Origin of the sequence: Streptomyces sp. NPDC051452 (genome assembly GCF_044454765.1) — a bacterium.
Lineage (GTDB): Bacteria > Actinomycetota > Actinomycetes > Streptomycetales > Streptomycetaceae > Streptomyces.
In genome coordinates, this window is record NZ_JBITEB010000008.1 from 61,241 (window position 1) to 85,546 (window position 24,306).

21 protein-coding genes and 1 pseudogene are annotated in these 24,306 nt (G+C 72.0%); 8 read left to right on the top strand and 14 right to left on the bottom strand.

Translation table 11 applies throughout. The annotated features are described in order from the left end of the window. Nucleotides 1–542 precede the first annotated feature (542 nt). Both ACIBA9_RS20055 and ACIBA9_RS20060 read right to left on the bottom strand, forming a co-directional pair. Complete coding sequence (locus ACIBA9_RS20055; RefSeq protein WP_399364708.1) at nucleotides 543–2,156, bottom strand: amidohydrolase; 1,614 nt, start codon at nucleotides 2,154–2,156, stop codon at nucleotides 543–545. A 62-nt stretch (nucleotides 2,157–2,218) separates the two neighbouring features. Then, nucleotides 2,219–2,659 (bottom strand): Lrp/AsnC family transcriptional regulator, encoded by a 441-nt coding sequence (locus ACIBA9_RS20060; protein ID WP_362161576.1) that lies wholly within the window; start codon nucleotides 2,657–2,659, stop codon nucleotides 2,219–2,221. 244 nt (nucleotides 2,660–2,903) lie between these two features. Here ACIBA9_RS20060 and ACIBA9_RS20065 point away from each other — a divergent pair, with 244 nt between their 5' ends. Next, nucleotides 2,904–3,338 carry a hypothetical protein gene (locus ACIBA9_RS20065; RefSeq protein WP_362161573.1) on the top strand — a complete coding sequence of 145 codons (435 nt, stop codon included), beginning with the start codon at nucleotides 2,904–2,906 and terminating at the stop codon, nucleotides 3,336–3,338. A gap of 34 nt (nucleotides 3,339–3,372) precedes the next feature. Here the strand turns inward: ACIBA9_RS20065 and ACIBA9_RS20070 are convergent, their stop codons facing one another. The 3 genes from ACIBA9_RS20070 to ACIBA9_RS20080 all read right to left on the bottom strand — a co-directional run bounded on the left by ACIBA9_RS20070 (nucleotide 3,373) and on the right by ACIBA9_RS20080 (nucleotide 7,131). Continuing rightward, nucleotides 3,373–4,485 (bottom strand): phosphotransferase family protein, encoded by a 1,113-nt coding sequence (locus ACIBA9_RS20070; RefSeq protein WP_399364711.1) that lies wholly within the window; start codon nucleotides 4,483–4,485, stop codon nucleotides 3,373–3,375. A gap of 23 nt (nucleotides 4,486–4,508) precedes the next feature. After that, the gene (locus ACIBA9_RS20075; RefSeq protein ID WP_399364713.1) at nucleotides 4,509–5,609 is read right to left on the bottom strand and encodes a hypothetical protein; all 1,101 of its coding nucleotides are present in this window, start codon (nucleotides 5,607–5,609) and stop codon (nucleotides 4,509–4,511) included. A gap of 346 nt (nucleotides 5,610–5,955) precedes the next feature. Beyond that, nucleotides 5,956–7,131: an acyl-CoA dehydrogenase family protein gene (locus ACIBA9_RS20080; RefSeq protein ID WP_399364715.1), complete on the bottom strand. Its 1,176-nt coding sequence runs from the start codon at nucleotides 7,129–7,131 to the stop codon at nucleotides 5,956–5,958. 330 nt (nucleotides 7,132–7,461) lie between these two features. On the opposite strand from ACIBA9_RS20080, the gene ACIBA9_RS20085 reads away from it, so the two are divergent. Further along, entirely contained in the window at nucleotides 7,462–8,700 is a 1,239-nt protein-coding gene (locus tag ACIBA9_RS20085; protein WP_399364717.1) for a glycoside hydrolase family 18 protein, read from the top strand. A gap of 58 nt (nucleotides 8,701–8,758) precedes the next feature. Here ACIBA9_RS20085 and ACIBA9_RS20090 read toward each other — a convergent pair whose 3' ends face one another. The 3 genes from ACIBA9_RS20090 to ACIBA9_RS20100 form a co-directional block, all read right to left on the bottom strand. Further along, nucleotides 8,759–9,457: a TetR/AcrR family transcriptional regulator gene (locus tag ACIBA9_RS20090; protein WP_399364719.1), complete on the bottom strand. Its 699-nt coding sequence runs from the start codon at nucleotides 9,455–9,457 to the stop codon at nucleotides 8,759–8,761. A gap of 71 nt (nucleotides 9,458–9,528) precedes the next feature. Beyond that, complete coding sequence (locus ACIBA9_RS20095) at nucleotides 9,529–9,669, bottom strand: SCO1431 family membrane protein (RefSeq protein ID WP_362161557.1); 141 nt, start codon at nucleotides 9,667–9,669, stop codon at nucleotides 9,529–9,531. A gap of 102 nt (nucleotides 9,670–9,771) precedes the next feature. After that, nucleotides 9,772–11,139: a peptidase C39 family protein gene (locus ACIBA9_RS20100; protein ID WP_399364722.1), complete on the bottom strand. Its 1,368-nt coding sequence runs from the start codon at nucleotides 11,137–11,139 to the stop codon at nucleotides 9,772–9,774. Nucleotides 11,140–12,020: 881 nt separating this feature from the next. Here ACIBA9_RS20100 and ACIBA9_RS20105 point away from each other — a divergent pair. The 4 genes and pseudogenes from ACIBA9_RS20105 to ACIBA9_RS20120 all read left to right on the top strand — a co-directional run bounded on the left by ACIBA9_RS20105 (nucleotide 12,021) and on the right by ACIBA9_RS20120 (nucleotide 13,818). Continuing rightward, the gene (locus tag ACIBA9_RS20105) at nucleotides 12,021–12,593 is read left to right on the top strand and encodes a DUF4232 domain-containing protein (protein WP_399364724.1); all 573 of its coding nucleotides are present in this window, start codon (nucleotides 12,021–12,023) and stop codon (nucleotides 12,591–12,593) included. A gap of 244 nt (nucleotides 12,594–12,837) precedes the next feature. Continuing rightward, complete coding sequence (locus ACIBA9_RS20110) at nucleotides 12,838–13,230, top strand: hypothetical protein (RefSeq protein ID WP_399364726.1); 393 nt, start codon at nucleotides 12,838–12,840, stop codon at nucleotides 13,228–13,230. Between the two features lie 5 nt (nucleotides 13,231–13,235). After that, nucleotides 13,236–13,467: pseudogene (locus ACIBA9_RS20115) on the top strand (nucleotidyl transferase AbiEii/AbiGii toxin family protein); the annotation flags it as partial. A gap of 39 nt (nucleotides 13,468–13,506) precedes the next feature. Next, nucleotides 13,507–13,818, top strand: coding sequence for a nucleotidyl transferase AbiEii/AbiGii toxin family protein (locus tag ACIBA9_RS20120; RefSeq protein ID WP_399364728.1), 312 nt, complete (start codon nucleotides 13,507–13,509; stop codon nucleotides 13,816–13,818). A gap of 672 nt (nucleotides 13,819–14,490) precedes the next feature. On the opposite strand, the gene ACIBA9_RS20125 is transcribed toward ACIBA9_RS20120, so the two are convergent. Both ACIBA9_RS20125 and ACIBA9_RS20130 read right to left on the bottom strand, forming a co-directional pair. Continuing rightward, nucleotides 14,491–16,032, bottom strand: coding sequence for an amino acid permease (locus tag ACIBA9_RS20125; protein ID WP_399364730.1), 1,542 nt, complete (start codon nucleotides 16,030–16,032; stop codon nucleotides 14,491–14,493). Between the two features lie 45 nt (nucleotides 16,033–16,077). After that, on the bottom strand, nucleotides 16,078–17,034 hold the full coding sequence (locus tag ACIBA9_RS20130) for a hypothetical protein (protein WP_393900091.1): 957 nt from the start codon (nucleotides 17,032–17,034) through the stop codon (nucleotides 16,078–16,080). Nucleotides 17,035–17,294: 260 nt separating this feature from the next. On the opposite strand from ACIBA9_RS20130, the gene ACIBA9_RS20135 reads away from it, so the two are divergent. Both ACIBA9_RS20135 and ACIBA9_RS20140 read left to right on the top strand, forming a co-directional pair. Further along, nucleotides 17,295–17,915 (top strand): uridine kinase, encoded by a 621-nt coding sequence (locus ACIBA9_RS20135; RefSeq protein WP_399365060.1) that lies wholly within the window; start codon nucleotides 17,295–17,297, stop codon nucleotides 17,913–17,915. 430 nt (nucleotides 17,916–18,345) lie between these two features. Continuing rightward, complete coding sequence (locus tag ACIBA9_RS20140; RefSeq protein WP_399364732.1) at nucleotides 18,346–20,208, top strand: AAA family ATPase; 1,863 nt, start codon at nucleotides 18,346–18,348, stop codon at nucleotides 20,206–20,208. A gap of 108 nt (nucleotides 20,209–20,316) precedes the next feature. Here ACIBA9_RS20140 and ACIBA9_RS20145 read toward each other — a convergent pair whose 3' ends face one another. The 4 genes from ACIBA9_RS20145 to hisG all read right to left on the bottom strand — a co-directional run bounded on the left by ACIBA9_RS20145 (nucleotide 20,317) and on the right by hisG (nucleotide 24,262). Beyond that, nucleotides 20,317–21,405, bottom strand: coding sequence for a hemolysin family protein (locus tag ACIBA9_RS20145; protein WP_362161542.1), 1,089 nt, complete (start codon nucleotides 21,403–21,405; stop codon nucleotides 20,317–20,319). After that, entirely contained in the window at nucleotides 21,402–22,733 is a 1,332-nt protein-coding gene (locus ACIBA9_RS20150) for a hemolysin family protein (RefSeq protein WP_399364735.1), read from the bottom strand. The genes ACIBA9_RS20145 and ACIBA9_RS20150 overlap by 4 nt, the downstream gene beginning before the upstream one ends. A 202-nt stretch (nucleotides 22,734–22,935) precedes the next feature. After that, nucleotides 22,936–23,388 carry a PH domain-containing protein gene (locus ACIBA9_RS20155; protein ID WP_399364737.1) on the bottom strand — a complete coding sequence of 151 codons (453 nt, stop codon included), beginning with the start codon at nucleotides 23,386–23,388 and terminating at the stop codon, nucleotides 22,936–22,938. Between the two features lie 16 nt (nucleotides 23,389–23,404). Beyond that, the gene (gene hisG, locus ACIBA9_RS20160; RefSeq protein WP_362161533.1) at nucleotides 23,405–24,262 is read right to left on the bottom strand and encodes an ATP phosphoribosyltransferase; all 858 of its coding nucleotides are present in this window, start codon (nucleotides 24,260–24,262) and stop codon (nucleotides 23,405–23,407) included. Nucleotides 24,263–24,306 lie beyond the last annotated feature (44 nt).

Below are 24,306 nucleotides of genomic sequence, written 5' to 3' on the forward strand. Positions count from 1 at the left end.
CTTCGTGTCGTACGCAGGCAACCACCATAGTGGCCGCGGCCTGGGATGACCTGCCGACTCGGTCGTGTGGTGGTGTGGATTCCCCATTGATGGGGTAAGAACAGCGGTTTCGGAACCTTCTCGGTACCCGCGCGTGCCGCGACGGATGGGGGCCCGGCGCCCTTCGGGCCGACCTGGGGCCCGCTGGCTGCGGGTCGACCGAAAGCCGTTGTCTACTGAGCGCCCGGGCCCCACCCGGGTCACACCCTGCCGACCGGCCGGAACGAATCCCTCGCCGGCGCGGGCGCTGAGCCTGGCTCCCAGTGACGGTGCCCCGGTGCGGCACACCGTCCCTGACCCAGCGGCGCTGCGACGAGTTGCGCGAACACTCCCCGGTCGGGCGTCCGGTGGTGGACCCGGCCGAACCTACCGGCCCCCGGCCGCCGACTGTCAACAGCCTCCTGACCAGTGCGAACGCTACCTGCCGGGCGACGGCCGCAAAGGATGCGCAGGTCGGACGACGGGGCGGCCCGGACCCGACGCCGCCGCGCCACCCCGGGAGATCACTCGCCCGGCCGTACGAACACCGTCCGTCCGCCCACCACGGTGCGCAGGCAGACCGGGAGGTCGCGGCCGGGCGTGAGGTCGGGCAGACCGGGGGTGCCGGAGCGCGGGTCGGTCGACCAGCGCGCCACCCGGTCGTCGGGGGCCTGGACGATCAGTTCGTCGGTGCGCCAGACCGCGTAGTCGGCGGGTGCGCCCGGCGCCAGCACCCCCGCGTCGTCCCGGCCCACCGCCCGCCACCCCCCGCGCGTGTGTGCGGTGAAGGCGGCGCGCACGGAGACCCGGTGCTCGGGTGTGTGGTGGAAGGCGGCGGCGCGGACCGTACCCCAGGGGTCGAGCGGGGTGACCGGGCTGTCGGAGCCGAAGGCGAGCGGGACACCGGCCCGCAGCAGGGCCGCGTAAGGATTGAGGGTGCGGGCCCGCTCGACGCCCAGACGGCGGGCGTACATGCCGTCCTCACCGCCCCACAGGGCGTCGAAGGCGGGCTGCACGGAGGCGGTCAGGCCCAGCTCGGCGAAGCCGGCGATGGTCCGCGGGGTGAGCATCTCGGCGTGTTCGACGCGGTGCCGGGCGGCGCGGATCCGGGCGAGGCCGACCTTCTCGGCGGCGGCGCGCACCCCCTCGACGACGGCGGTCACGGCGGCGTCGCCGATGGCGTGGAAGCCGGCCTGCAGTCCGACCTCGGTGCAGGCGACGACATGGGCGGCGACGGCGTCGGCGTCCAGGTAGGCGGTGCCCTGGTGGCCGGCGTCGGCGTACGGCTCGTGCAGACAGGCGGTGTGCGAGCCGAGGGCGCCGTCGGCGAAGAGGTCGCCCGCGGCGCCCAGGGCGCCCAGTTCCCGCGCCCTGGTCACGCCCTCGTCGGCCTGCTCGGCCCAGTAGCCGACGACCCGGGGGCCGGGGATCTCGGCGGCGAGGCGCAGCAGCGAGGTGAAGTCGTCCTCGGAGGAGATCTGCGGCCCTCCGCACTCGTGCACCGAGCCGATACCGAGGGAGGCCGCGTGGGCGAGCGCGGTGCGCTGGGCCTCCGCGCGCTGGGCGGGGGTGACGGCGGCGAGGGCGGCCGCGCGCACGGTGTGGTGGGCGTCCCGGGTGAGCGGGGCGTCCTCGCGCGGGACCTCCGCGTGGACCAGGTCGAGCAGGGCGGTGGTGACGACCGCCGAGTGCACGTCGATCCGGGAGAGGTACAGGGGGCGGCCGCCGGTGGCCTCGTCCAGCTCGGCGCGGGTGGGCGGGCGACCGCCGGGCCAGCGGGCGGCGTCCCAGCCGTGGCCCAGCAGGACCCGGTCGCGAGGGCGGGCGGCGGCGAACTCGCGGACCTGGGCGAGGGCCGCCTCGAGGGAGGCGGCGCCGGTCAGGTCCAGGCCGGTCAGGGCGAGACCCGTGGCGGTGGTGTGCACATGGGCGTCGGTGAAGGCGGGCGTGACCAGGGCGCCGTCGAGGTCGATCACCTCGTCCACCCCGTCGGCGAAGGCGTCGGCGGCGCCTTCGGAGCCGACCCAGGCGACCTGGCCGCGCTCCACCACCATCGCGGTGGCGAAGGGGTCGGCGGGGCTGTGCACCTCCCCGCGGCGCAGCAGGACGGTCTGGGGCTCGGCGGACTGCTCACTCATGCCGACAGTCTCTCGTGTGCGCGGGGCACGCGAGGCACCGGGGCCACGGGGCGGGCGTGTCCTCAGATCTTCGGCGGTCGTGCCTCGTACGGCGTTGAGAGGGCCACCGTCGTCCGGGTGGAGACCCCGGCCAGGGAGCGCACGCGGGCCAGCAGTTCCTCCAGTTCGTGCGGGGTGGCCACGCGCACCTTGAGGATGTAGTTCTCGTCGCCGGCGACGCTGTGGCAGGCCTCGATCTCGGGGACGTCGGCGAGCCGCTCGGCGATGTCGTCGGGGGCGCTGGGGTCGAAGGGTTTCACCGAGATGAACGCGGTGAGCGGCAGCCCCACGGCCTCGGGGTCGACCACCGCGGCATAGCCGCGGATGACGCCACGCTGTTCGAGCCGGCGCACCCGCTGGTGCACGGCCGACGTGGACAGGCCCGTGGCCTTGCCCAAGTCTGTGTAGCTCATCCGCCCGTCCTTGACGAGCAGCTGCACGATCTGTCGGTCCAGCTCCTCCATGGCGCCAGAACCTACCGTGTCGCTGATCTCCACGGATAGCGGAGAGCGCAGGTCATGGCAGGTTCCCGGCGAAAAACCCCGAACCGGCGCCCGCATCGGCCGGTCACGGTGGGCATGTGACGAACACCACACGTCTCGGACGCGCTCCGTGATGGTCTCGTGATTACCCCGGAGGTCGGACGGGAAGTGCTTGGTGTGGTCGAGGCCGCAGTGCCGTCACGGCCCAGCCTTAGGGGGAGAACCCATGCAGAGTGTCAAGCGCCCTGGTCGATCCGCGTCCAAGCGGCAGCAGCCCGTCGTCGAACCCGAGCCGGAGGGCGTCGAACCCGACGCCTTCGACGACGAGTTGGACGCCTACGACACCTTCGAGATGTTCCGGGTGATCTGCCCGGACTGCGCGCAGCCCATCGCGCTGCTGGCGGACGAGGAGGTCCTGCCGGAGCACGCGCTGTGCGTCTCGCCCTGGAACCCGTTCGGGCTCACGGTCTGCGCGGGCACCGGCCGTGCGGCGGCCGACGCCCGCCCGGCCGACGAGTCGGCCACGCCGCAGGAGCAGGACACCGCCCTGCTGCTCACGCTCCCCCAGGGCCTTGACTGGCGGACGCAGCCGTTCTCGCACGTCGGCGGCCCGGGTTCGCGCCCGATGCGCGTGTCGGTGATGGGCCGCCAGGCCGCCTGACGCGCCGCCGGGCCGGCCTCCCCGGCTCAGTCCATCAGTCCCCTCGGTCCACTCGGTCCCAGTAGTCGCCCCGCACCATGGCACGCAGGGTGTCGTGGTGCAGGATCAGCGCGTCCGGGTCCGCCGGGACGGCGACCTCCCCGAAGTACGCCTGCCGGTAGGCGATGCGAAGCATCACGATCGCGTGCCGCAGGGCGGCGTAGAGGGTGTAGAAGTCCATGTCGCGCGGGGTGTGGCCGGTCAGCCGGGCGTAGCGGCCCTCGACGCGGTCGCGGCGCAGGAGTTCGGGCAGGCCGCGCTGTCCGGAGCCGACCGCGAGGTCCTGGAAGAAGCGGTGCAGATAGACGGTCCAGCCGAGGTCCACCTCGCGCGGGGCCGGCGCCGCCATCTCCCAGTCCAGGACGGCGACGGGCTCGAAGCCGTCGTAGACGACGTTCCCGATCCGGGCGTCACCCCAGTTCAGGACGGGGTCGCCCGGATCGCGGGGCCACATCCGCTCCAGTCGCTCGAACGCGGCCTCGATGAGCGGGGAGCGGGCCAGGCCGTCGACCACCCAGGCGTAGTAGGCGCGTTGGGCGCTCACGTGCCGGCGCAGCGGGTCGCCCTCGCCGGGCGGGGCGAGGAAGCCGGCTTGGGCGACGGGCACCTGGTCGTGCAGCCGGGCGAGGACGCCGAGGGTCGTGGCTTCGAGCCGCTCGCGTTCGCCGTCGCTCGCCGCGTGCAGCCAACTCCCCTCGTATGTGTACGGCATGACGTCCGGCGGCACGCGTCCGGCGACCGCCTCCATGACGAAGAACGGCGCCCCCAGCGGGCCCGGGTCCTCCTCCAGCCACAGCACCCGGGGCACGGGCACGTCGGAGTGTTCGGCCACCAGCCGCAGGGTGCGGTACTGCCGGACCATGTCGTACTCCGGGAACACGGTGTACGCCGCCGGGTCGGCCGCCAGCCGCAACGCGCAGGCGCGGACCGGGGGCCCGGGGTGTTCCAGCTCGAACAACAGGGTCTCGCTGGACATGCCGTTGGAGGCCGGGACGGTGACGCCGGTGGCCTTGGCGCCGGGCAGCCGGGTGCCGAGCCAGGCCGTCAGGCGCCGGGCGAGTTCCCCGGGGTCGCGGGTGGTGGTGCGCGGGCGGGGCGCGGGGGCCATTGTGTCCTCCCTCGAAGCGCGGCTCAGGGGGCGACCGAGTCGAATCCGGTGAACCCGCTCGGATCGTGCCGTCCGAAGGTGCCGTGCTCGAAGATGCCGTACCCGGTCCGTCCGTCGAGCCGGAAGCGGGCCGAGTGGTCGGTGACGCCGTACGCGGCGAGCGGGTCGGGCGACTTCATGTCGTAGGTACGGCGGTCCACCCAGCCCCGGCCCCGCCACGTCCCGTGCTGCCAGTCCCCGGCCGGCGGATAGCCGGCCCCGACGGCGAGCGGGGAGGAGGCGAGGATCTCCACCTCCAGTTCCCCGGGCTCGCGCGGGTCCCCGAGCCGGATGAGCGCGCGTTCCGGGTGGCGGGTGCCCGGGAGATAGGTGATGTGGGCCCGGGGCCAGCCGAGTTGGCGGTCGCGGTGACCGGGTCGGACGACGGTGGCGTCGTTGAGGGAGCGGTAGCCGTCGGCGTCCTCCTGGGTGACGACCATCAGGAAGCGGTCCTCGAAGGCGACCGGGCACCAGATCCAGTGGAAGCCCTCGGTGGGATGGTCACCGGCGAGCCGTCCGCCGTCCTCGCCCGGCAACGGCCTGACGCCCCAGCTGCGGTCCCGGGTGCCGGTCCAGCTCCCGGGTGCGACGGTGAACCGCTCACCCCCGGCCCGGATCGCGCCCTGTACGGTCCCGGCCTGGACGAAGCGGCGGCCCTCCAGGGTGAGCCGGTCGCCCCGGCGCTGCAGGTGGTGCGGCTCCCAGAGCGCCGGGAAGGCGGCCGTCCAGGTGAGGTCGCAGGAGAGGAGTTCGTCCGCGCAGCGCAGCCGCAGCCGGCGCAGGGGCTCCTGGACGTCGATGCGCAGCGGGCCGACGGCGAGCCGGGTGCGGTCCTCGCCGAGCGCGTCCGAGGCGCGGACCGCGTGCAGGGTGTCGCCCGTGCGGAAGGTGGCGTAGGCGTCGATCACGCCGAGGTTGGGGTAGACGCCGAGGCCGAGAATGAGCAGGGCCCGGCCCGTGTGGTCGAGGACGTGGAAGATGCAGCGGTCGTAGGCGTTCCGGTCGCCGGTGGCCACGTGTTTCATGGACAGCGGCACCTGGTGCACCGGGTACTCGTCGAGCGGTACGGGACGGTCGTCGGCCACGGACACCCCCTGGGAGACGATTCGCTGACGGTACGTCAGATCGCGGGAGGTGACCAGAGAGGGGAGCCGGACGGGCGTGAACTGACGCGCGATTCCGCCGGGGGGTGACCTGTCCGGCCGCCGGGGCGTTGGCCGGACATGACCCCCACGTACTCGGCGACCGGGCGTCAGCGCCGCATCTTCGTCCCCCGGCCCGCAGAATCGGTTCCGCCTCCACCCGTGCCGCAGGACCCGCCCATCTACCGGGATCTCCTGCGCACCTGGGCCGACCGGGGCCGGACGCTGCCGGGGCGCCACGACCCGGAGTGGGTCAGACTGGCGGCCCCGACGGTCCTGGCGGGCCAGTTCAGCGACCCTCGGGTCCCGCCACATGACGGGCGATGACCATCCGCTGGATCTGGTTGGTGCCCTCGACGATCTGCAGGACCTTGGCCTCGCGCATCAGGCGTTCGGCCGGGAAGTCGGCCGTGTAGCCGTAGCCGCCGAGTATCTGCACGGCGTCGGTGGTGACCTTCATGGCCGTGTCCGTGCAGTGCAGCTTGGCCATGGCGGCCTGCTTGGCGAACGGCCTGCCCGCGTCGCGCAGCCGGGCGGCGGCCAGGTAGAGCGCGCGGCCGGCCTCGATCTGGGTCGCCATGTCGGCGATCATGAAGCGCAGGCCCTGGAAGTCGGCGATGGGACGGCCGAACTGCCGGCGCTCGGTGGCGTAGGCGACCGCCTCGTCGAGCGCGGCCTGGGCGACGCCGATGGCGCAGGCCGCGATGCCGAGCCGCCCCGAGTCCAGGGCGGACAGGGCGATGGCGAAGCCCTGGCCCTCCTCGCCGATGCGCCGGCCGTCGGGGACCCGGACGCCGTCGAAGTGGACCTGCGCGGTGGGCGAGCCCTTCATGCCCATCTTCTTCTCGGGCACCGCACCGCTGAGCCCCGGGGCGTCACCGGGCACAAGGAACGCGGTGATCCCGCGCGGGCCGTCCTCCCCCGTACGGGCCATCACGGTGTAGAAGTCGGCGATGCCGCCGTGGGTGATCCAGGCCTTGGTCCCGTCGATCACCCACTCGTCGCCCTCCCGGACGGCCTTGGTGCGCAGGGAGGCCGCGTCGGAGCCGGAGGACGGCTCGGACAGGCAGTACGCCCCGAGCAGTCCGCCGCCGAGCATCGCGGGCAGGTGCTCGACCTGCTGCTGCTTGGTGCCGTAGGCGGCGAGCGCGTAGGAGGCGAGGGTGTGCACGCTGACCCCGAGACCCACGGTGAGCCGGGCGGCGGCCAGCTCTTCCAGGACCTGGAGGTAGACCTCGTAGGGCTGGCCGCCGCCGCCGCCGTATTCGGCGTCGTACGGCAGGCCGAGCAGGCCGGACTCGGAGAGCAGGGTGAAGACCTCACGCGGGAAGTGCTCCGCGTCCTCCTCCTGAGCGGCCCTCGGCGCGATCTCGCGCCGGCCGATCTCCCGGACGAGCGCGAGCAGATCCCTCGCCTCTTCCGTCGGCAGTTGACGCTCCACCGGCTGCGGATCGCGGTCGGACATGGCGTCGGTCTCCTCCCTGTTCGGGCACCGGCGGTCCGGCCCGGGGTGGGGGCGGCTCCACGCGGTCGCTCCGGTCGGCCGTGGGGCCCGCTTCCGGGTCTCGGAAGCTGCTGACCAGCGGCTGTGCGCTGTGAGTATGCCCGATCCGCGCCCCGGCGTCACCAGTTAACGACCGCTTACTTCAGGAAGCCGGATCCAGGTCACCCACCCGGTTGTATTGGTCCGAACCATTGACCTAGTGGTCTAGTCCTCCTACTGTGCATGACCAACGCTTTACCGCGTTCATGCCAATCGGCGCGCGTTCCCCCACCCCCACGAGGAGCCACCCCGATGCACTCTCCCCTCCGCAATCGCACCCGGTTCCGGGCGCTCGTCTCCGCGGCGTGTTCCACCGTGCTGGGCGCCGGACTGCTGGCCGGCGCGGGCACCGCGAGCGCGGCCGCTCCCGCCACCCCGCGGGTCCAGGCCGGCTCGAAGGTCGTCGGCTACTTCACCGAATGGGGCACATACGACCGCAAGTACTACGTCAAGAACGTCGAGACCTCGGGCTCGGCGGCCAGACTGACCCACATCAACTACGCGTTCGGCAACGTCACCGGCGGCAAGTGTGCACTCGGCGACTCCTACGCGGCCACCGACCGCGCCTACACGGCCGCCGAGTCGGTGGACGGCGTGGCCGACACCTGGGACCAGCCGCTGCGGGGCAACTTCAACCAGCTGCTGAAGCTGAAGAAGAAGCACCCCGGGCTGAAGGTCCTGTGGTCCTTCGGCGGCTGGACCTGGTCCAGCGGCTTCGCGGAGGCCGCGAAGAACCCGGCGGCCTTCGCCCAGTCCTGCTACGACCTGGTGAAGAACTCCAAGTGGGCGGGCGTCTTCGACGGCATCGACATCGACTGGGAGTACCCGAACGCCTGCGGTAACACCTGCGACACCAGCGGCCGGGAGGCGTTCAAGAACGTACTGGCGGCCCTGCGCGCGAAGTTCGGCTCCGGTGGCCTGGTCACGGCGGCGATCACCGCGGACGCCAGCAGCGGCGGCAGGATAGACGCGGCGAACTACGCCGGAGCCGCCCAGTACGTCGACTGGTACAACCCGATGACGTACGACTACTTCGGCGCCTGGGACGCCACCGGCCCGACCGCGCCGCACTCCCCGCTGACGTCCTACTCCGGCATCCCCAAGGCGGACTTCTCCACCTCGGCCACCATCGCCAAGCTCAAGGGCCTCGGCGTCCCGGCCTCCAAGCTGCTGCTCGGCATCGGCTTCTACGGGCGCGGCTGGACCGGTGTCACCCAGACGGCGCCCGGCGGCACCGCGACCGGACCGGCGGCGGGCACCTACGAGCAGGGCATCGACGACTACAAGGTGCTCAAGGCCAAGTGCCCGGCGACCGGCACGGTGGGTGGCACGGCCTACGCCAAGTGCGGCAGCGACTGGTGGAGTTACGACACCCCCGCCACGATCGCCACGAAGATGACGTACAAGAACCAGCAGGGACTGGGCGGCACGTTCTTCTGGGAGCTGAGCGGCGACACCGCGAACGGTGAGCTGATCAGGGCCATCAACTGACCCGGACCACGGGGGGCTTGGGAGCGGAGGACCACGAGCCTCCGCTCCCTCGCGTGCGTCAGCCGTCGCGGCGGGCCGGGGGCGGCGCCGGACAGGACGGATCCAGTTCCTCGATGGCGCGCAGTGCCCCGCCGAGCGTCTTGACCAGCAGCTCGCACATGGCGGCCCGGGTCAGCTCGGGGCGGCCGATCCAGTCCAGGGTGGCGCCCTCCACGCCGCACACCCAGGTCAGCAGGCCCATGCGGGCGAGCGGGGAGATGTCGCGGCGGCCGTAGGCGCCTTCGGCGATGGTCGTGATGATCGCCGCGCGCACGCCGTCCCGGACGGCGTGCACCTCGGCGTCGAAACCGACGCCGCCGCCGACGATGGTGCGGTAGGCGGCCTGGTGGCTTTCGGCGTACCGCAGATAACCGTCGATGGTGCGGTGGACGCGGTCCACGGCGGGCAGTTCGAGACCGCTCGCGGCGAACGAGACCAGACCGGCGACGGAGTCCTCGATGATCGCCAGGTAGTAGCCGCGCTTGGAGCGGAAGTAGTAGTAGATCAGCCCCTTGGCGACCTGCGCCTGGCGGGCGATGTCGTCCATGGACAGCGCGTCGTAGGACGTGTCGGCGAACAGCTTGCGCCCGACGGCGATGAGTTCGGCGCGCCGGGCCACCGAGCGCTCGGTGCCCCGCGCCCGGCCGGACGCTTCCCCGGCGCGCGTCGCGTCGAGAGCCTGGGGACCGGCTTCGGCACGCTGCTGAGGCATATTCACTCTCGACCCTGGTCTCGGAGTCGGCGGGACATCCGCAGTATGTCAGAACATGCCGACCGCCCAGGGGCGGCTCAGAGCAGGCCCAGCTGGGTCACGAGCATCGCGGTCACCACGACGAGGACCCAGCCCATGACGTGCTCGAGGATCTTCGGGCCGTCTTCCTGGGGCCCGCCGGTGCGGACGCGGGTGGCGGTGGCCGGGTGTGCGGTCATGATTGCTCACAGAGGTCGGACGTACGGGGCTTCCCCACCCATTTGTCCACCTTGCCACCCGCGACGGTGTTCGCGGTCGAGACCTTGCTCACACGGGCCGGGTCAGCGCACGCCCACGGCGGCGAGCGCCTTGCGTTGGCGCGGGCTCGGATGGGCGGGAAAGTACAGGTAGCAGACTCCCCCGGTGCCGGAGACGACCGCGCCGGAGGCGTTGTGCCGCTTGGTCCTGAGCCAGATGTTCTCGAACTCGCGGCGCAGGTAGACCCGCCGTACGGCCGCGTCGCTCGGTGAGGCCGGGTCGTTGGCGATCACGTCCCCGTCCGCCGTGAAGCCGATCACGGTCATCAGATGGCCGGAGGTGCCGTAGCTGGCGCCGGTCAGCTCACTGCTGAGGAAGGACTGGGACGTGATGGCCGGGATACCCGCCGCGACCAGCGTCTCCAGGTCGGTCAGCGAGCCGAGCCGAGTGACGACGCTCTGCAGACCCGGGTAGGTGGCCGCGTAGGCGGCGTTGAACGGCCAGTTGCCGCAGCCCTCGTACTGGTAGTCGTAGGTGAAGCGGGCGGCGTTGTCGACCTGGGGGTCGGCATAGGACGGATCCACCCAGGACAGCTGCTCGGCGGTGAGCCGGCCGCCCCAGTACTCGATGATCATCTGCGATGAGGTGGGGCTGCACCAGGCCTCGCCGCCGTTGTCGAACTGCGGGTACTGGCCCTTGTGAATCTCCTGGGAGTAGCGCGGGACGGCCAGTTCCTGGGCGAGGCCGGGAGTCGAGGCCGGGACGGTGAAGCGGTCGGGGACGTCGGAGCCCATCGCGCCGAGCCGCCAGACGGTGGGGGTCAGCCGGGTGCCAGGCCTGCGGTACAGCGTCAGACGCAGCCGGTACGCGGCCAGGCGCAGGCCGGTGCTCGCGTCGTCGATGGAGAAGGTGTCGGTCCAGACGGTGCTCTTGCCGTCGGTCTGACCGTCCACGGAGGTCCGCTTGATGTCCTGGTCGCCGGCGGCCCAGCGGCCCATCACGTACCAGGGGGTGTCGGTGCCGTCGGAGTAGGTGCCCCCCAGCTCGACCTGGATCCAGGTGCCCTCGGGGGTGTCGGCGTTCCAGGAGGCGACGACCTCGGTGGCGGGGACGGCGAGCCGGTGGGCCGGGGTGGTCCAGGTGGCGAACTCCCAGGTGGCGGTGGTGCCGGTGTGCGGGTCGGTGTAGTCGCTGCGGCCCGCGGGGGCGCCGATCACCAGGCCCGGACGGTGCCCGGCGGCGACCCGCGTGCCCTGTCCGGTGCCGGAGCGCCACTCGCGGGCGGTGGTCCAGCCGTGGTACTCGATCGGGCGGACCTGCGCCCGGCCGGAGTCGGCCGCGCGGGGCGTCCGCCGGGCGGTGGCGGCGGCGGGGGTCGCGGTGCCGGTCACCGCCGCGGCGATGGCGACCGCCAGGACGGTTCTACGGGACGGCTGTTCGGCTCTGCTCATGGGCGCGAATCCCCCCAGGTATCCGAGTCGGGGCTGGTCCGGTGCACGGTTGTGCGCCAACTATGGATCAGGCCGCGGGCCCCGGCCAGCACTTCGGCGCATGCCGCGCCACCAATATTGGTCTGGACCCCTGAAGAGGGTTCCCGGCATTCACGAAGCCCCCGACGCGGTCCCCGTGCGGCACGCCGGACTTCGGTGACGGGACGGGGCGGGTCCGGTGGCCTGGCGGCCCGGGTCCGGCGACCGGGCGGACCGCGGCTGGCGGCCGGGCGGCCTTGGTCCGCTGACCGGGCGGGCCGGGGCCGGTGGCCGGACTAGCCGGGGCCGGTGGCCTGGCGGGCCAGGGCCGGCGACCGGGCGGGCCGGGGCCGGCGACCGGACTGGCCGGGGCCGGCGGCGACGAGTCAGGGCCGGTGGCCTGGCGGCCCGGGTCCGGCGACCGGGCGGACCGGGGCCGGCGGCCGGGCGGGTCGGGACCGGTGGCCGGTGGCCGGACTAGCCGGGGCCGGCGGAGACGAGTCGGGGCCGGTGGCCGGACTAGCCGGGGCCGGTGGCCGGGTGAGTCCGGTAGGGGGCCAGGAGGGCCGGCCCGGGCCGGACGGCGCCGTTCACGCCGTGTCCGTCGACCACTGACCCGCCATCGCGCGTTGGAGGCTGACGTGGTCGGTGGCAGCGGCACCCGCCACCTGGAGGTGCTTCTGTCTGCCCTGACCACCATCCGCGCGGGTGCGGCCTGTTGTCACCGTTCCGTCACAAGAGTCGCCGCACGGAACCCCGCCGCTCTCCCGCCCTGTCTGCACTCACGTACCACGACACGCGTACCGCGGGGCAACAACCGACGACCGAAACCCGCGGACGAGACGACTCAGGGGGACGACAGCATGCGGCAGCACAACAACGGCATTCGCAGGGCGGCTCTGGCGACGACGGCGGTCACGGCCGTCGCGGCGGCGGTGGCCGGCATCCTGCCCGGCACCGCCATGGCGGCGACCACCACCACCTCCACCCCGCCGCCCGCCTGCGCGGCCTCCGCCCTCAAGGTCAGCGCCTGGCAGGCCGCCCACCGGCCCGTCGGGACCGGGACGGGGGCGGCGGTCGTGCAGTTCACCAACGTCTCCCGGCACACATGCATCCTGAAGGGCCACCCGACGGTCGCGGGCGCCGGCAACGGCTCCCCCGCCCACAACACCCCGCTCAAGGTCACCCGCACCGGCAGGGCGGCCAACGTGACGGTCCGGCCGCACGGCAAGGCGTGGGTGAAGCTGACCTTCGTCCAGGTCCAAGGGGAGGCCGACGGCTACTGCGTGTCGGGCACGACCCCGAAGGTGTATCCGACGATGGTCATCGGGCTGCCGCACTCCGGGAAGCACCAGGTCGCCCTGAACGACGGGTGGTGGGCCGAGTGCGACAACAAGGTGACCGTCACCCCGGTCTCGGCGGTCAAGCCTTCCTGACCCCCGTCCTCACACATCGAGCAGCCTGCACGACGATCGCAAGGCTCTGACCTGCACGTTACGAGGAACTGCACATAAGTGCAGGTCAGCGACTCAGCACGCCTTCCGTGCGCTGAGTCGCCGACCTGCCTCTGCGGCCCGACCGGGTACGGACATCACTGAAGCCGCCCGCCCATCCCGCCTGCTGCGGACGCGAGCTCACGGATCATGCCCCTCACCACTCCACTGCCGCCATAATGGGTGCATGTCGTTCAGCCCTCAGCTCCCCGGAACCGCGGTGAGCGACCTCTCGGGAGCGGTCGCCGAGGATCTCGCGCTGTACCGGGAGAAGTTTCGGCGGCGTCTGCCGGAGTCGCTGGAGGAGCTGCGGGGTCCGACCCAGGGGATCGTGCAGCTGCCGCTGCACGTGGCCTGGTCGGGGATGACCTCGTACGACCTGGGCAAGCCTCGTCAGCGCATGGGCCTCTACCGCACCGTCCTGCACGAGGGCCTGCGCGACGATCTGCCCCAGTTCCTCAACCGGGATCTCCTCCTGCAGATGTGGCCGGTGCTGCGCACACTCGTCGGTCGCACCGTACGCACCGTGTGGGAAGAGGCCTTCCCCCAGCTCGCCGCCCGCAGCCGAGCAGCGGCGTGACGGAGATGCCGGAGCTGCACACGCGGCTCCTGGCGGATGTGATCGCGCTCGGATCGCGGTATCCGCTGGTTCTCACCGGTGGCTACGCCGTGCGGGCACACCGCCTCGTGAACCGCCCCAGCCAGGATCTCGATGTTGCCACCGAGAACCCGGCGCCCATGGCCGATATCGCGGCCACGCTCCGCGTCGGCCTGGAAGCCCGCGGCTGGCCTCAAGGAGATCTTTTCGCGGCCCGCCGCCCAGAGCCCCTACGGACCTGTCCTCGCGGAGGAAGACGTGATCGGGGCCAAGGTCCGTGCCCTTGCCGACCGCGGAGCACCCCGCGACCTGATCGACGTGTACGCGGCCTCCCGTCGCTGGAGCAATGTCGAGCTCGAGGAGTTCGGCCGCCGTCACGCCCGCGGCCGCTTCGAGCGTGAGGATCTGCAGTCGAATCTGACGGGCGCCGAGTGGACTGACGACGAAGCCTTCGCCGCCTATGGGCTCGACGGTGCCACCATCACCGCGCTGCGCGTCTGGGCCCTGGAGTGGGCCGACGACCTCGCGACGCGCCTCCTCGCAGAAGCCGACATCCCGGACAGCGACTGACGAGTCCGCGCGCTTCGCGTGTTGAATCCTCCAGTCGGCCGGGCGCCTGGGTTTCCCTGGCCGTGGTCTCAGTTCGAGGACGAGATCTGGCCACTCGGCGCTGAGGGATTCAGGCGGCGGGGCCGACCGCGTACTGGTCACCCTGGCTCATCTGCGCACCGGGCTCCCGTCCCCGACCGCCCCGGCGTGCGACTGCGTATCTTGGCAGACGCGTCCCCTACGCCAAGGCCGAGGGACGGGGACGCGCCATGCGGCGACTGGGCACGGGAACGGCCGGCCGCCGGCGGCCGGTCCGATCGGACAATCCGAGCCGGTGGCCAGATGGGCCCGGATCCGACGGCCACGCGAGCCGACCCGGTGGCCGCCGGCCCTGATTGCCCGGCCGGAGAGCCGATCCGGCCGGGCAATCAGGGCCGGTGGCGAGCGGGCCGACCCGACTGCCGGGCAATACGTCCGCCCGACGGCCCGGTCCGAGCAGACGGACCATCGGCCCCGCGGACCGAACCAATGACTCCGTCGACGAGACCGGTAACTCCCGTCGGCCGGACCGGTGGCCGGTCCGGCCGGTCCTCTGGGCAGCTCCGGCCGAACCCATTGGTCCGGCAGGCCGGCTCCGTGGACGCTCCAACCGTAGCCGTGCCGTCGGACCGCTCGGCCTCGGCGTCCCGTCGGTCAGACGAGGTCCATCGCGGCGACCTCGTCGGGGCGGCCGTAGCTGACCGGGCCCTGGAAGCGGCGGCGGGCGGTGGCGAACCACCACACCGTGGCCACGAGCAGGACGGCGGCGAGCGCGATCGGCGCGTAGTTGAAGGAGTCGACCGTGATCGGCGAGGCCTGGGGCAGCATGAACAGGACGCTGCTGAGGATGATCCAGACCACCGCGAGCCAGCCGATCGGCCGGCCCCAGCGGCCCAGGTGCCAGGGCCCCGGCTGGAACGCGTCGCCGAGCCGGAGCCGCAGGAAGATCGGTACGGCGTAGGCGAGGAAGAGCCCGACCACGTTGACGCTGACGATGGCCGTGAACGCCGTGTGGGACCACCAGCCGGGCAGCACGAGGGCCAGCGAGCAGGCCACCGCGAACCACACCGCCTTCACGGGCGTACGGGTGCGCGGCGAGACCGAGTGCCACCAGCGGGAGCCGGGCATGGCGCCGTCCCGGGAGAAGGCGAAGATCTGCCGGGTGTTGCTGGTCAGGTTGGCCAGACCGCAGAAGAGCATCGCGCCGATGACGATCAGGAGCATGACCTTGGCGACGCCGAGACCGAGGCCGTCGATGAGGATCTGGACCGGTGGCGTACCGGCCGCGGCCACCTTGGCGTAGTCGCTAATGCTGTAGACCAGTGCAAGCATCAGGATCAGGCCGGTGATCGCCGAATAGCCGATGGCGCGGGTGATCCCCTTCGGCGCGTTGACCGTGGCGCCGACCGTTTCCTCGGACATGTGGAAGCTTCCGTCGAACCCGGTGAAGGTCCAACTGGTGACCAGCAGCCCGAGCATGCCGCCGTAAAGTCCGCTCGTGAAGCCGGTGTTGTTCTCGAAATGCGTCACGAAGGACGCCGGCTGATGATGATCGGGCATCACTATGAGTGCGCCCACGATCACGACGAGTCCGACCAGCAGCCACCACACGGAAATGCGGTTGAGCAGGGCGACGAGCTGGACCGTGTAAGTGTTGGCCAGTCCTTGGAGCACGATGATCACGGCGGTGATCAGGACCGTCTGGTGCGCGGTCGGCTGGTAGGAGGGCCACTGCAGCTGCGCGAACGCCTGGATGAAGGTGGCGGCCGCGTAGCCGGTGGCGGCGGTGCCGCCGATCTGGCCCACGAAGTTCAGCCAGCCCGTGAACCAGGACCAGGCGCCCTTGTGCCGCTTGGCGAGTTTTCCGGCCGAGAAATACAGAGCGCCGCTCGTCGGATAGGCCGAGGCGACTTCCGCCATGGCCGCACCGATGAGCAGCACCATGACGGACACGCCTATCCAGCCGAATACGAGAATGCGGGGGCCGCCCGCGCTCATACCGAATCCGAAGGATGAGAAGATACCCGAAAGGACATTGATGATGGTGAAGGAGATCGCGAAATTGTCAAAAGCCCGGAAGCGCCGGGTGAGTTTTCGCGGATAACCCATCGCATGCAGGGTCGCGTCGTCGTCTAGCACGACCGGGTCGTCGCCCGCGCGGGCCTTTGCGCGTTGCGTCGATGTCCGTTCCGACACGGATCGGCCTTTCTCTCGGTGGGGGAAAAGGGCGGACGAGCGGGGTCAGACGGGTCCCGGGACGGGCAGCCCGCACGCGCGTCGGGCCCGGGAGAGCTGTTCGACGGGGTCGCCGAAGGCACTCCAGGGCATACGCGAGGCGTAGGGACCCATCGCCGTGAACACCGCCCGGGCCTCGAACTCGCGCTGGGCCATGACCAGCGCGTGTGCGAGGTAGGCCAGGTCGAGCACCGGGGTGAAGCGGTAACCGGCCGCTGCGGGCAGCCAGTTGTGGTAGATCGCCAGCGCGGTGGAGCGCCACTGCGGCTGCTCCCAGACCCGGTCGGCCAGCAGCTGGGTGGGGTTATAGCTCTCCACGAGGGACACCAGCGGCAGCAGCCGCAGGGCGGAGTCGGCGGGCGCCCGCTGGCTGAGGAAGGCTGCCACGTCCCAGGCGGCGTTGACCGAGCCGCCGTAGCGCGTGAAGAAGCAGGACAGGAAGCGGTGGTGGGCCTCGCGGTGCCACGGGTCGAGGGAGAGCACGTGCGCGAAGAGCCGCCAGGGGCCCGGCGGGGCGGTGAGCAGCCCCTTCGGGGCGGGGTCGCGGAGCCGGTGCAGCCGGGCCATGGCCAGCTTGGCGACCCAGGGCGTGGGGTCGTCGGGGGCCATGGCGGCGGCGCGGTCACAGGCGGTCAGCGCTATCCGCTCCAGCCGCTCGGCGCGCTCGTCCCGCGCGTCGGCGGCCCGCAGCGCGCGCTGGACCGCGACCCGGGCCCACATCAGGGACGCCTCGGGCGTCGGCTCCTCGTCCAGCCAGCGTTCCACCAGGTCGGTACCGGCCGCCTCGGACGCGAGCACCAGCGAGCGGTGGGCCCGCAGGGCGAAGTCGGTACGCGTCTCGGCGAGCGCCTCGTGCGCGTATCGATAACGTCCGGCGCGCACGTCGACGCAAACGCTCGCCAAGACACGGTCGTCGGCCGCCGGATGCCATACATAGTGCCCTTCGAATAACTCCGCGGCCATGTCCACCCGCCCATCCCCGTTCGACGCGTCGCAGTTGCGCAGGAGGCACCTTACTCAGCGGCGGCCACCCCTGGAACGCCGAATTCGACATATCGGTCAGGGGATTCGGATTGTTTATAGGTGTGATTGACTGGCTGCCGGCCGGTCGTTCAAAACGCGACTGCTTCCGGCCCGACGGCACGTCCGCTCCCCCGCCCCGGGCCACCACTAGACTGATTCCCGAAAGTCCCCACACACCGCATCACACCCCGGGAACCACCATTCGCGACCTCGCCGCCCGGCTGCGCGGGCTTCCCCCTTCCCTGGGGCCGGTCCGGCTGATCGGCGTCGACGGGCACGCCGGCAGCGGGAAGTCCACCTTCGCCGGGCGACTGGCCGCCGCGCTGGGCGGAGCGCCGGTGCTCCACCTCGACGACCTCGCCAGCCACGAACAGCTCTTCGCCTGGACCGACCGGCTCCTGACCCAGGTGATCGAGCCCCTGGCCCGCGGGGCGAGCGCGCGATACACCCCATACGACTGGCAGGCCCGCGCGTTCGGCGCGCCCCGCCCGCTGCCACCCGCGCCCGTCGTGCTGATCGAGGGCGTGGGCGCGGGCCGCCGTGCACTGCGGCCGCATCTGGCGGAGCTGCTGTGGATGGACCTGCCGGCGGCACGGTCCTGGGCGCGCGGCCGCTCGCGGGACGGGGAGAGCCAGCGCGAGTTCTGGAACGGCTGGGTCGAGGCGGAGCGGGCGCACTTCACCGAGGATCCTTCGCGCCCTCACGCCGGGCTCCTGGTACGGCAGACACGCGAGGGGTACGAGGTGCTGCCGGGACCCGAGTCGGCCGCTGGACCGGACCAAATCACTACACAGAGTGAACACCCGTCGCCCATGTGGTGAGGTTGCGAAGAGGCGCGCCGGTGAACTTTCCCGAGTGCCTCAACTGCGCTTGACCGGGGGCCCGTACAGGTCTTACGTTCTCAATGTGCGGCCCTTGGGAGCCGCCCAGTGACGCGAAGCCCCCGGTTGTTCCCCCGTGATCGGGGGCTTCGTTCTGCCCGCGGCCCGTTTTCCGGCCGCCCCGCGCATCGATCCGCTCACCCTCGGTCACGACATGGCGTGCGCCCCGTCTGCTCCCACCTCGGCGAACGGCCCGTGCGGCACCCTTCGGCACGCGGTGGCCCCACGGGTACGATGCCCTCGGTGCGACCTTCGAGCGGCTGCCTCGCGCACCTGCAACTCCGGTCCGCGGCACAGCGGTTCGACCGCGGCGACCATCGGGCGACTGCCCGGTGGTGAACCACGGGGGCACGGTTTGTGGGGGGACGTGATGGACTTCGGCACGCAGGGCCCCGAGGCCCCGGCCGACCTCGCCTGGCTGCGAGGTGTGGACGCCTACACGATGGGCGCCTACCCGCAGGCCGAGGAGGAGTTCCGCGCCGCGGTGCGGATGGATCCGGGCATGGCGGACGCCTGGCTGGGGTTACACGCGCTGCGGGTCGACACGACGACCGCGCTGCTGCGGATGTTCCGGCACCGCGAGCGCTTCGGCGAGCAGCGCGCCCGGCACCGCCGGACCCTCAACTCCTGGTACTGGCTCGGCTGGTGGGTGCAGCCGGTGCTGGAGAGCCCGCGTGACCTGCTGCTCGCGCACGCCTCGCACTGGCTGGACGGCCGGCATGTGCCCGAGCTGGACCGGGCGCTCGCCGGGCTGCCCCCGGTCGACACCGACCCGCAGGTCCGCTTTCTGCACGCCTGCCGCGCCTATCTGGTCAAGGACTGGGACCAGCTCGTCCGGCACACCGACTCCCTGCTGGACGATCCCCTGCTCGGCATCGAGGCCGGTCTGTTCGGCGGCATGGCCCGGGTGAGGCTGGAGATGTACGGCCAGGCCGAGCCGCTGCTGTCGGCGGCGCTGATGCGGTGCCGCAGCGAGCAGCCGCAGCGCAAGGAGCTGCGGTACTGGCTGGCCCGCGCTCACGAGGGCACCGGCCGCTCGGCCGCCGCGCTCCCGCTGTACCGCGCGGTGCACCGGGTCGACCCGGCGTTCATGGACACCTCGGCACGACTCGCCGCGATCGCCGAGGGCGACGGGTACGACGAGGCGGTCGATCTCGCGGCGATCACCCTGACCGGCTCCGGGCAGGACACCGTGGACGGGGCGGACGGATTCGATCCGCTCTTCGGACTGGACGGCCGCGATCTGCGGCTGTCCGAACCGGATCTGCCGACGGGTCCCCTGCCGTCGGTGTCCGATGCGGCGGTGCGGGTGAAGACCGGGGTGTCCTCGTCGGCGATGCCGGCCGGGCCGACCGATCCCGCCCTCCTGGAGGAGGCGCTCGCCGAGCTGGAGCGCATGGTGGGGCTGGAGCCGGTCAAACGCCAGGTCAAGGCGTTGTCGGCGCAGCTGAACATGGCCCGGCTGCGGACCGGGCAGGGGCTGCCGGTGCAGCCCCCGAAACGGCACTTCGTCTTCTCGGGGCCGTCCGGGACCGGGAAGACCACGGTCGCGCGGATCCTCGGGCGGGTGTTCTACGCGCTGGGTCTGCTGGGCGGCGACCATCTGGTGGAAGCCCAGCGGGCCGACCTCGTCGGCGAGTACCTCGGGCAGACGGCCGTGAAGGCCAACGAGCTGATCGACTCCGCGATCGGCGGGGTGCTGTTCGTTGACGAGGCGTACTCGCTGTCCAACTCGGGGTACGGCAAGGGCGACGCGTACGGCGACGAGGCGCTTCAGGTGCTGCTCAAGCGGGCCGAGGACAACAGGGACCACCTGGTGGTGATCCTGGCCGGCTATCCGGAGGGCATGGACCGGCTGCTGGCGGCGAATCCCGGGCTGTCCTCGCGGTTCACCACCCGGGTCGACTTCCCCTCCTACCGGCCGCAGGAACTCACCGAGATCGGCAAGGTGCTGGCCGGGGAGAACGGGGACGCGTGGGACGGGGAGGCGCTGGAGGAGCTGCGGTCGGTCGCCGGGCACGTGGTCGCTCAGGGGTGGATCGACGAGCTGGGCAACGGGCGGTTCCTGCGGACGCTGTACGAGAAGAGCTGCGCGTACCGGGATCTACGGCTTTCGACGTACGCCGGCACACTCGCCCGCGAGGACCTGGCCACCCTACGGCTGCCCGACCTGATGCAGGCCTATGGCGAGGTCCTGTCGGGCCGCGGCCCGCAGGACCCGTCGACGATGTAGACGGACCGCCGGCCCCCCGACCGCCCGCACCGCACCCGTCCGGGGCGCGGGGAGCCGTGCGGCCGGCCCCCACGCGCCCGCGGCCGTACAGGCGCCGGCGGGCGGCCCTCAGGTCGCCAGCGCGCTCTCCGGCTCGCCGCTGACCCGCGGCTCCGTCAGCCGCACGTCGGCCGGTTCGCGGTGGGCGGGATCCCGCACCTCGCCGACCAGCAGCTCCAGCGCGTCCTCCAGCGCCACCAGACCGAGCACCTTGCCGGACGCGTCGGCGACCTGGGCGAGGTGCGTGGCCGCCCGGCGCATCACCGTGAGCGCGTCGTCCAGCGGCAGCTCGGCGCGGAGGGTGGTCATGGGGCGCCACACGTGCTGGGGCACGGCACGGTCGGAGTCCTCGAGGTCGAGGACGTCCTTCACATGGACGTACCCCATGAAGGCCCCCTTCTCCGATGCCGCGACCGGGAAGCGGGAGTAGCCCGTGCGGGCGGTCAGCCGCACGATCTCGCCCGGCGTGACCGACGGAGCCACCGTCACCAGGGTCTCCCGGCGCAGCAGCACGTCGGTCACCGGGCGGGAGCCCAGCTCCAGGGCGTCCTCCAGGCGCTCCTGCTCCTCCGGGTCGAGCAGCCCCGCCTGGCCGGAGTCCTCCAGCAGCCGGTTGAGCTGCTCACTGGTGACGACGGCCTCCACCTCGTCCTTCGGCTCGACGCGGAAGAGCCGCAGGATGCCCTGGGCGCAGGCGCCGAGGGCCACGGTGATCGGCTTGCACAGCCGGGCGAACCAGACCAGCCCCGGGCTGAGCCACATGGCCGCCTTCTCGGGCGCCGCCATGGCGAGGTTCTTCGGCACCATCTCGCCGATGACCAGGTGGAAGAAGACCACGGCGGCCAGGGCGATGACATAGCCGAGGGGATGGATCATGCCCTGCGGGAGGTGCATCGCCTCGAACACCGGCTCCAGCAGACGCGCCACCGTCGGCTCGGCGACCGCGCCGAGCGTCAGGGAGCAGACGGTGATGCCGAACTGCGCGGCGGCCATCATCTGCGGCAGCCGCTCCAGGCCGTACAGCACCTGACGGGCCCGTGCGGTGCCGAGCGGCTCGATCTGGCTGCGGCGCACGGAGACGAGCGCGAACTCGGCGCCGACGAAGAAGCCGTTGGTGAGCACGAGCAGGGCGGCGAAGAACAGCTGGAGGACGCTCATCGGGCCGCCTCCATGACGTTGACCGTGGCCGTGCGGACCAGGCGGACCCGTTCGGCGCGGTAGTGGCCGACCTGGCGGACCGAGAGCCGCCAGCCGGGCAGCTCGGCCCGGTCGCCGGGGGCCGGGATGCGGCCGAGCAGGTCGGCGACGAGGCCGGCGACGGTCTCGTAGGGACCCTCGGGCACGTCGAGGCCTATGCGCCGCAGGATGTCGACACGGCAGCTGCCGTCGACGTCCCAGGCCGGCTTGCCGTCCTCGGGCTGGGCGGTGGCCAGCTCGGGCATGTCCTTGGCGTCGTGCTCGTCGCGGACCTCGCCGACGAGTTCCTCGACGATGTCCTCCAGGGTGACGACGCCGGCCGTGCCGCCGTACTCGTCGACGACGACCGCGATGGGCTGCTCGCTGCGCAGGCGTGCGAGCAGCGGCTGGACGGGCAGGGTCTCGGGGACGAGGAGCGCTTTGCGGGCGATGCGGCCGACCGGGGTGCGCAGCCGGTCGTGCACGGGGACGGCCAGGGCGTCCTTGAGATGGGCCATCCCGACGATCTCGTCGATCTTCTCCCGGTAGACGGGGAAGCGGGACAGGCCGGTGGCCCGGGTGAGGTTGACGACGTCCTCGGTGGTGGCCGAGTCCTGGAGGGCGCTGACCTTCACCCGGGGGGTCATCACGTGCTGCGCGGTCAGCTCGCCCAGGGACAGGGTGCGCACGAACAGGTCGGCCGTGTCCTGTTCCAGGGCCCCGGCCTGCGCGGAGTGCCTGGCCAGGGAGACGAGCTCGCCCGGGGTGCGGGCGGAGGCCAGTTCCACGGCGGGTTCGACGCCGAGCGCGCGGACCAGCCGGTTGGCGACCGTGTTGAGCGCGGCGATCACCGGCCGGAACAGGCGGGAGAAGTGGTGCTGCGGGCCGGCCACGAAGCGGGCGACCTGCAGCGGTTTGGAGACGGCCCAGTTCTTGGGCACGAGTTCGCCGATCACCATCTGGATCGCGGAGGCCAACAGCATGCCGACGACCACGGCCACGCCGGAGACGACGCCCTCGGGGAGGCCGAGCGCGGCGAACGGGGCGTGCAGCAGCCCGGCCAGGGCCGGTTCGGCGAGCATGCCGACGACCAGGGAGGTGATGGTGATGCCGAGCTGGGTGCCGGAGAGCTGGAAGGACAGCTCCTTCAGCGACTCGACGACCGTACGGGCGCGCTTGTCGCCCTCGGCGGCGGCCCGCTCGGCGTCCGGTCGCTCGACCGTCACCAGGCCGAACTCGGCGGCCACGAAGAAGCCGTTGGCCAGAATGAGCAGGAACGCCGCTCCTAGGAGCAGCAGGGAGCTGGTCACGCGGCCACCGCCTTCCCGGTATGTCGGGTCGGGGCGGCGCAGGTACTACAGGACGATCCGTCCATCGCCGGAGGGAGTCACTCCTCGGGTTGCAGGAACCCCTGGCACCGGGCGGCGCACAGGGGCGGAGGCGCAGCGAAAGGGCCTCCGTCACCAGATTAATCAAGACATGGGCGGTAGGGGCAGGGCGGGCGCCCCCGAGTCAGCGCTGATCTTGTCCCTGGCGGGTCGCCGCATGGGCTTCGGCGAGGGCGCGCAGGGCCCCGGCGTCGGCGATGGCCCGCTGTTTGGCGACGCCGGGCTGGATGCCGAGCGCGGGCAGGCTGGTGCCGTCGCTGAGGTTCAGGAACACCCAGGGATCGCCCGGACGGAGGTTCACCTGGACGATCTCCGCCCAGTCCAGGTGCCGCTTTCCGGCGATGTTGACCACGGTGACGCCGCTCTCGTCGGCGACGACCTTGACCCGGGCCAGCTGGGCCAGCGCCCAGAAGATGAGCGCCCCGGTGACGATGAAGCTGACCCGCTCCCCCGGAGTGAACTCCAGCAGCATCGCGATCCCGGAGAGGACCACGAGGATCGCGACACCGGCGGTGAGCAGGATGGCCCGGGTGCGCCCCGGCCGGAAGGTGACGGGAAGGGTGGGGATGTCGGACATCTCGGTGCGTACCTCCCTAGAGGCGGCAGGCGTGGATGGCCGTGGTCAGGATGGCGCGGGCGCCGATGGCGTAGAGGTCGTCCATGATGCGCTGCGCCTCCTTGGCGGGCACCATGGCGCGGACCGCGACCCAGCCCTCGTTGTGCAGCGGGGAGACGGTGGGCGATTCGAGGCCGGGGGTCAGCGCCACGGCCTTCTCCAGCTGCTCCACGCGGCAGTCGTAGTCCATCATCACGTACGTCCGGGCGACCAGGACGCCCTGGAGGCGGCGCAGGAACTGCTGCACCTTCGGCTCGGCCGCCTCCTCGGCTCCGGCGCCGGTCCGGCGGATGACGATGGCCTCGGACCTCATGATCGGCTCGCCGAAGACCTCCAGGCCCGCGTTGCGCAGGCTGGTGCCGGTCTCCACGACGTCGGCGATGACCTCGGCCACACCGAGTTCGATCGCGGTCTCCACGGCGCCGTCCAGGTGGACGACGGAGGCGTCGACGCCGCTGTCGGCGAGGTGCTTGGCGACGATGCCCTCGTAGGAAGTGGCGACCGTGCGGCCCTTGAGGTCCGCGATGCCGTCGGCGGTACCGGGCTTGGCGGCGAAGCGGAAGGTGGAGCGGGCGAAGCCCAGCGGAAGGATCTCCTCGGCCTCGGCGCCGGAGTCGACCAGCAGGTCGCGGCCGGTGACGCCGATGTCGAGGCGGCCCGAGGAGACGTAGATCGCGATGTCGCGGGGGCGGAGGTAGAAGAACTCGACCTCGTTCTCCGGGTCGACGATCCGCAGTTCCTTGGCCTCCCGGCGCTGCTGGTAGCCGGCCTCATGCAGCATCTCCGCCGCAGGTCCGGACAGGGAACCCTTGTTGGGGACGGCGATGCGCAGCATGGGGTCGGCTTCCTTCGCGTGGGGAGTGGATCGTGAACCGGCGC

Bases quoted from the DNA above. Each gene is read 5' to 3' on its own strand.
- ACIBA9_RS20080 (WP_399364715.1), bottom strand. From the start codon at position 7,131: ATGTCCGACCGCGATCCGCAGCCGGTGGAGCGTCAACTGCCGACGGAA.
- ACIBA9_RS20085 (WP_399364717.1), top strand. From the start codon at position 7,462: ATGCACTCTCCCCTCCGCAATCGCACCCGGTTCCGGGCGCTCGTCTCC.
- ACIBA9_RS20095 (WP_362161557.1), bottom strand. From the start codon at position 9,669: ATGACCGCACACCCGGCCACCGCCACCCGCGTCCGCACCGGCGGGCCC.
- ACIBA9_RS20130 (WP_393900091.1), bottom strand. From the start codon at position 17,034: ATGGCCGCGGAGTTATTCGAAGGGCACTATGTATGGCATCCGGCGGCC.
- ACIBA9_RS20105 (WP_399364724.1), top strand. From the start codon at position 12,021: ATGCGGCAGCACAACAACGGCATTCGCAGGGCGGCTCTGGCGACGACG.
- ACIBA9_RS20100 (WP_399364722.1), bottom strand. From the start codon at position 11,139: ATGAGCAGAGCCGAACAGCCGTCCCGTAGAACCGTCCTGGCGGTCGCC.
- ACIBA9_RS20065 (WP_362161573.1), top strand. From the start codon at position 2,904: ATGCAGAGTGTCAAGCGCCCTGGTCGATCCGCGTCCAAGCGGCAGCAG.
- ACIBA9_RS20145 (WP_362161542.1), bottom strand. From the start codon at position 21,405: ATGAGCGTCCTCCAGCTGTTCTTCGCCGCCCTGCTCGTGCTCACCAAC.
- ACIBA9_RS20155 (WP_399364737.1), bottom strand. From the start codon at position 23,388: ATGTCCGACATCCCCACCCTTCCCGTCACCTTCCGGCCGGGGCGCACC.
- hisG (WP_362161533.1), bottom strand. From the start codon at position 24,262: ATGCTGCGCATCGCCGTCCCCAACAAGGGTTCCCTGTCCGGACCTGCG.
- ACIBA9_RS20110 (WP_399364726.1), top strand. From the start codon at position 12,838: ATGTCGTTCAGCCCTCAGCTCCCCGGAACCGCGGTGAGCGACCTCTCG.
- ACIBA9_RS20070 (WP_399364711.1), bottom strand. From the start codon at position 4,485: ATGGCCCCCGCGCCCCGCCCGCGCACCACCACCCGCGACCCCGGGGAA.
- ACIBA9_RS20060 (WP_362161576.1), bottom strand. From the start codon at position 2,659: ATGGAGGAGCTGGACCGACAGATCGTGCAGCTGCTCGTCAAGGACGGG.
- ACIBA9_RS20055 (WP_399364708.1), bottom strand. From the start codon at position 2,156: ATGAGTGAGCAGTCCGCCGAGCCCCAGACCGTCCTGCTGCGCCGCGGG.
- ACIBA9_RS20140 (WP_399364732.1), top strand. From the start codon at position 18,346: ATGGACTTCGGCACGCAGGGCCCCGAGGCCCCGGCCGACCTCGCCTGG.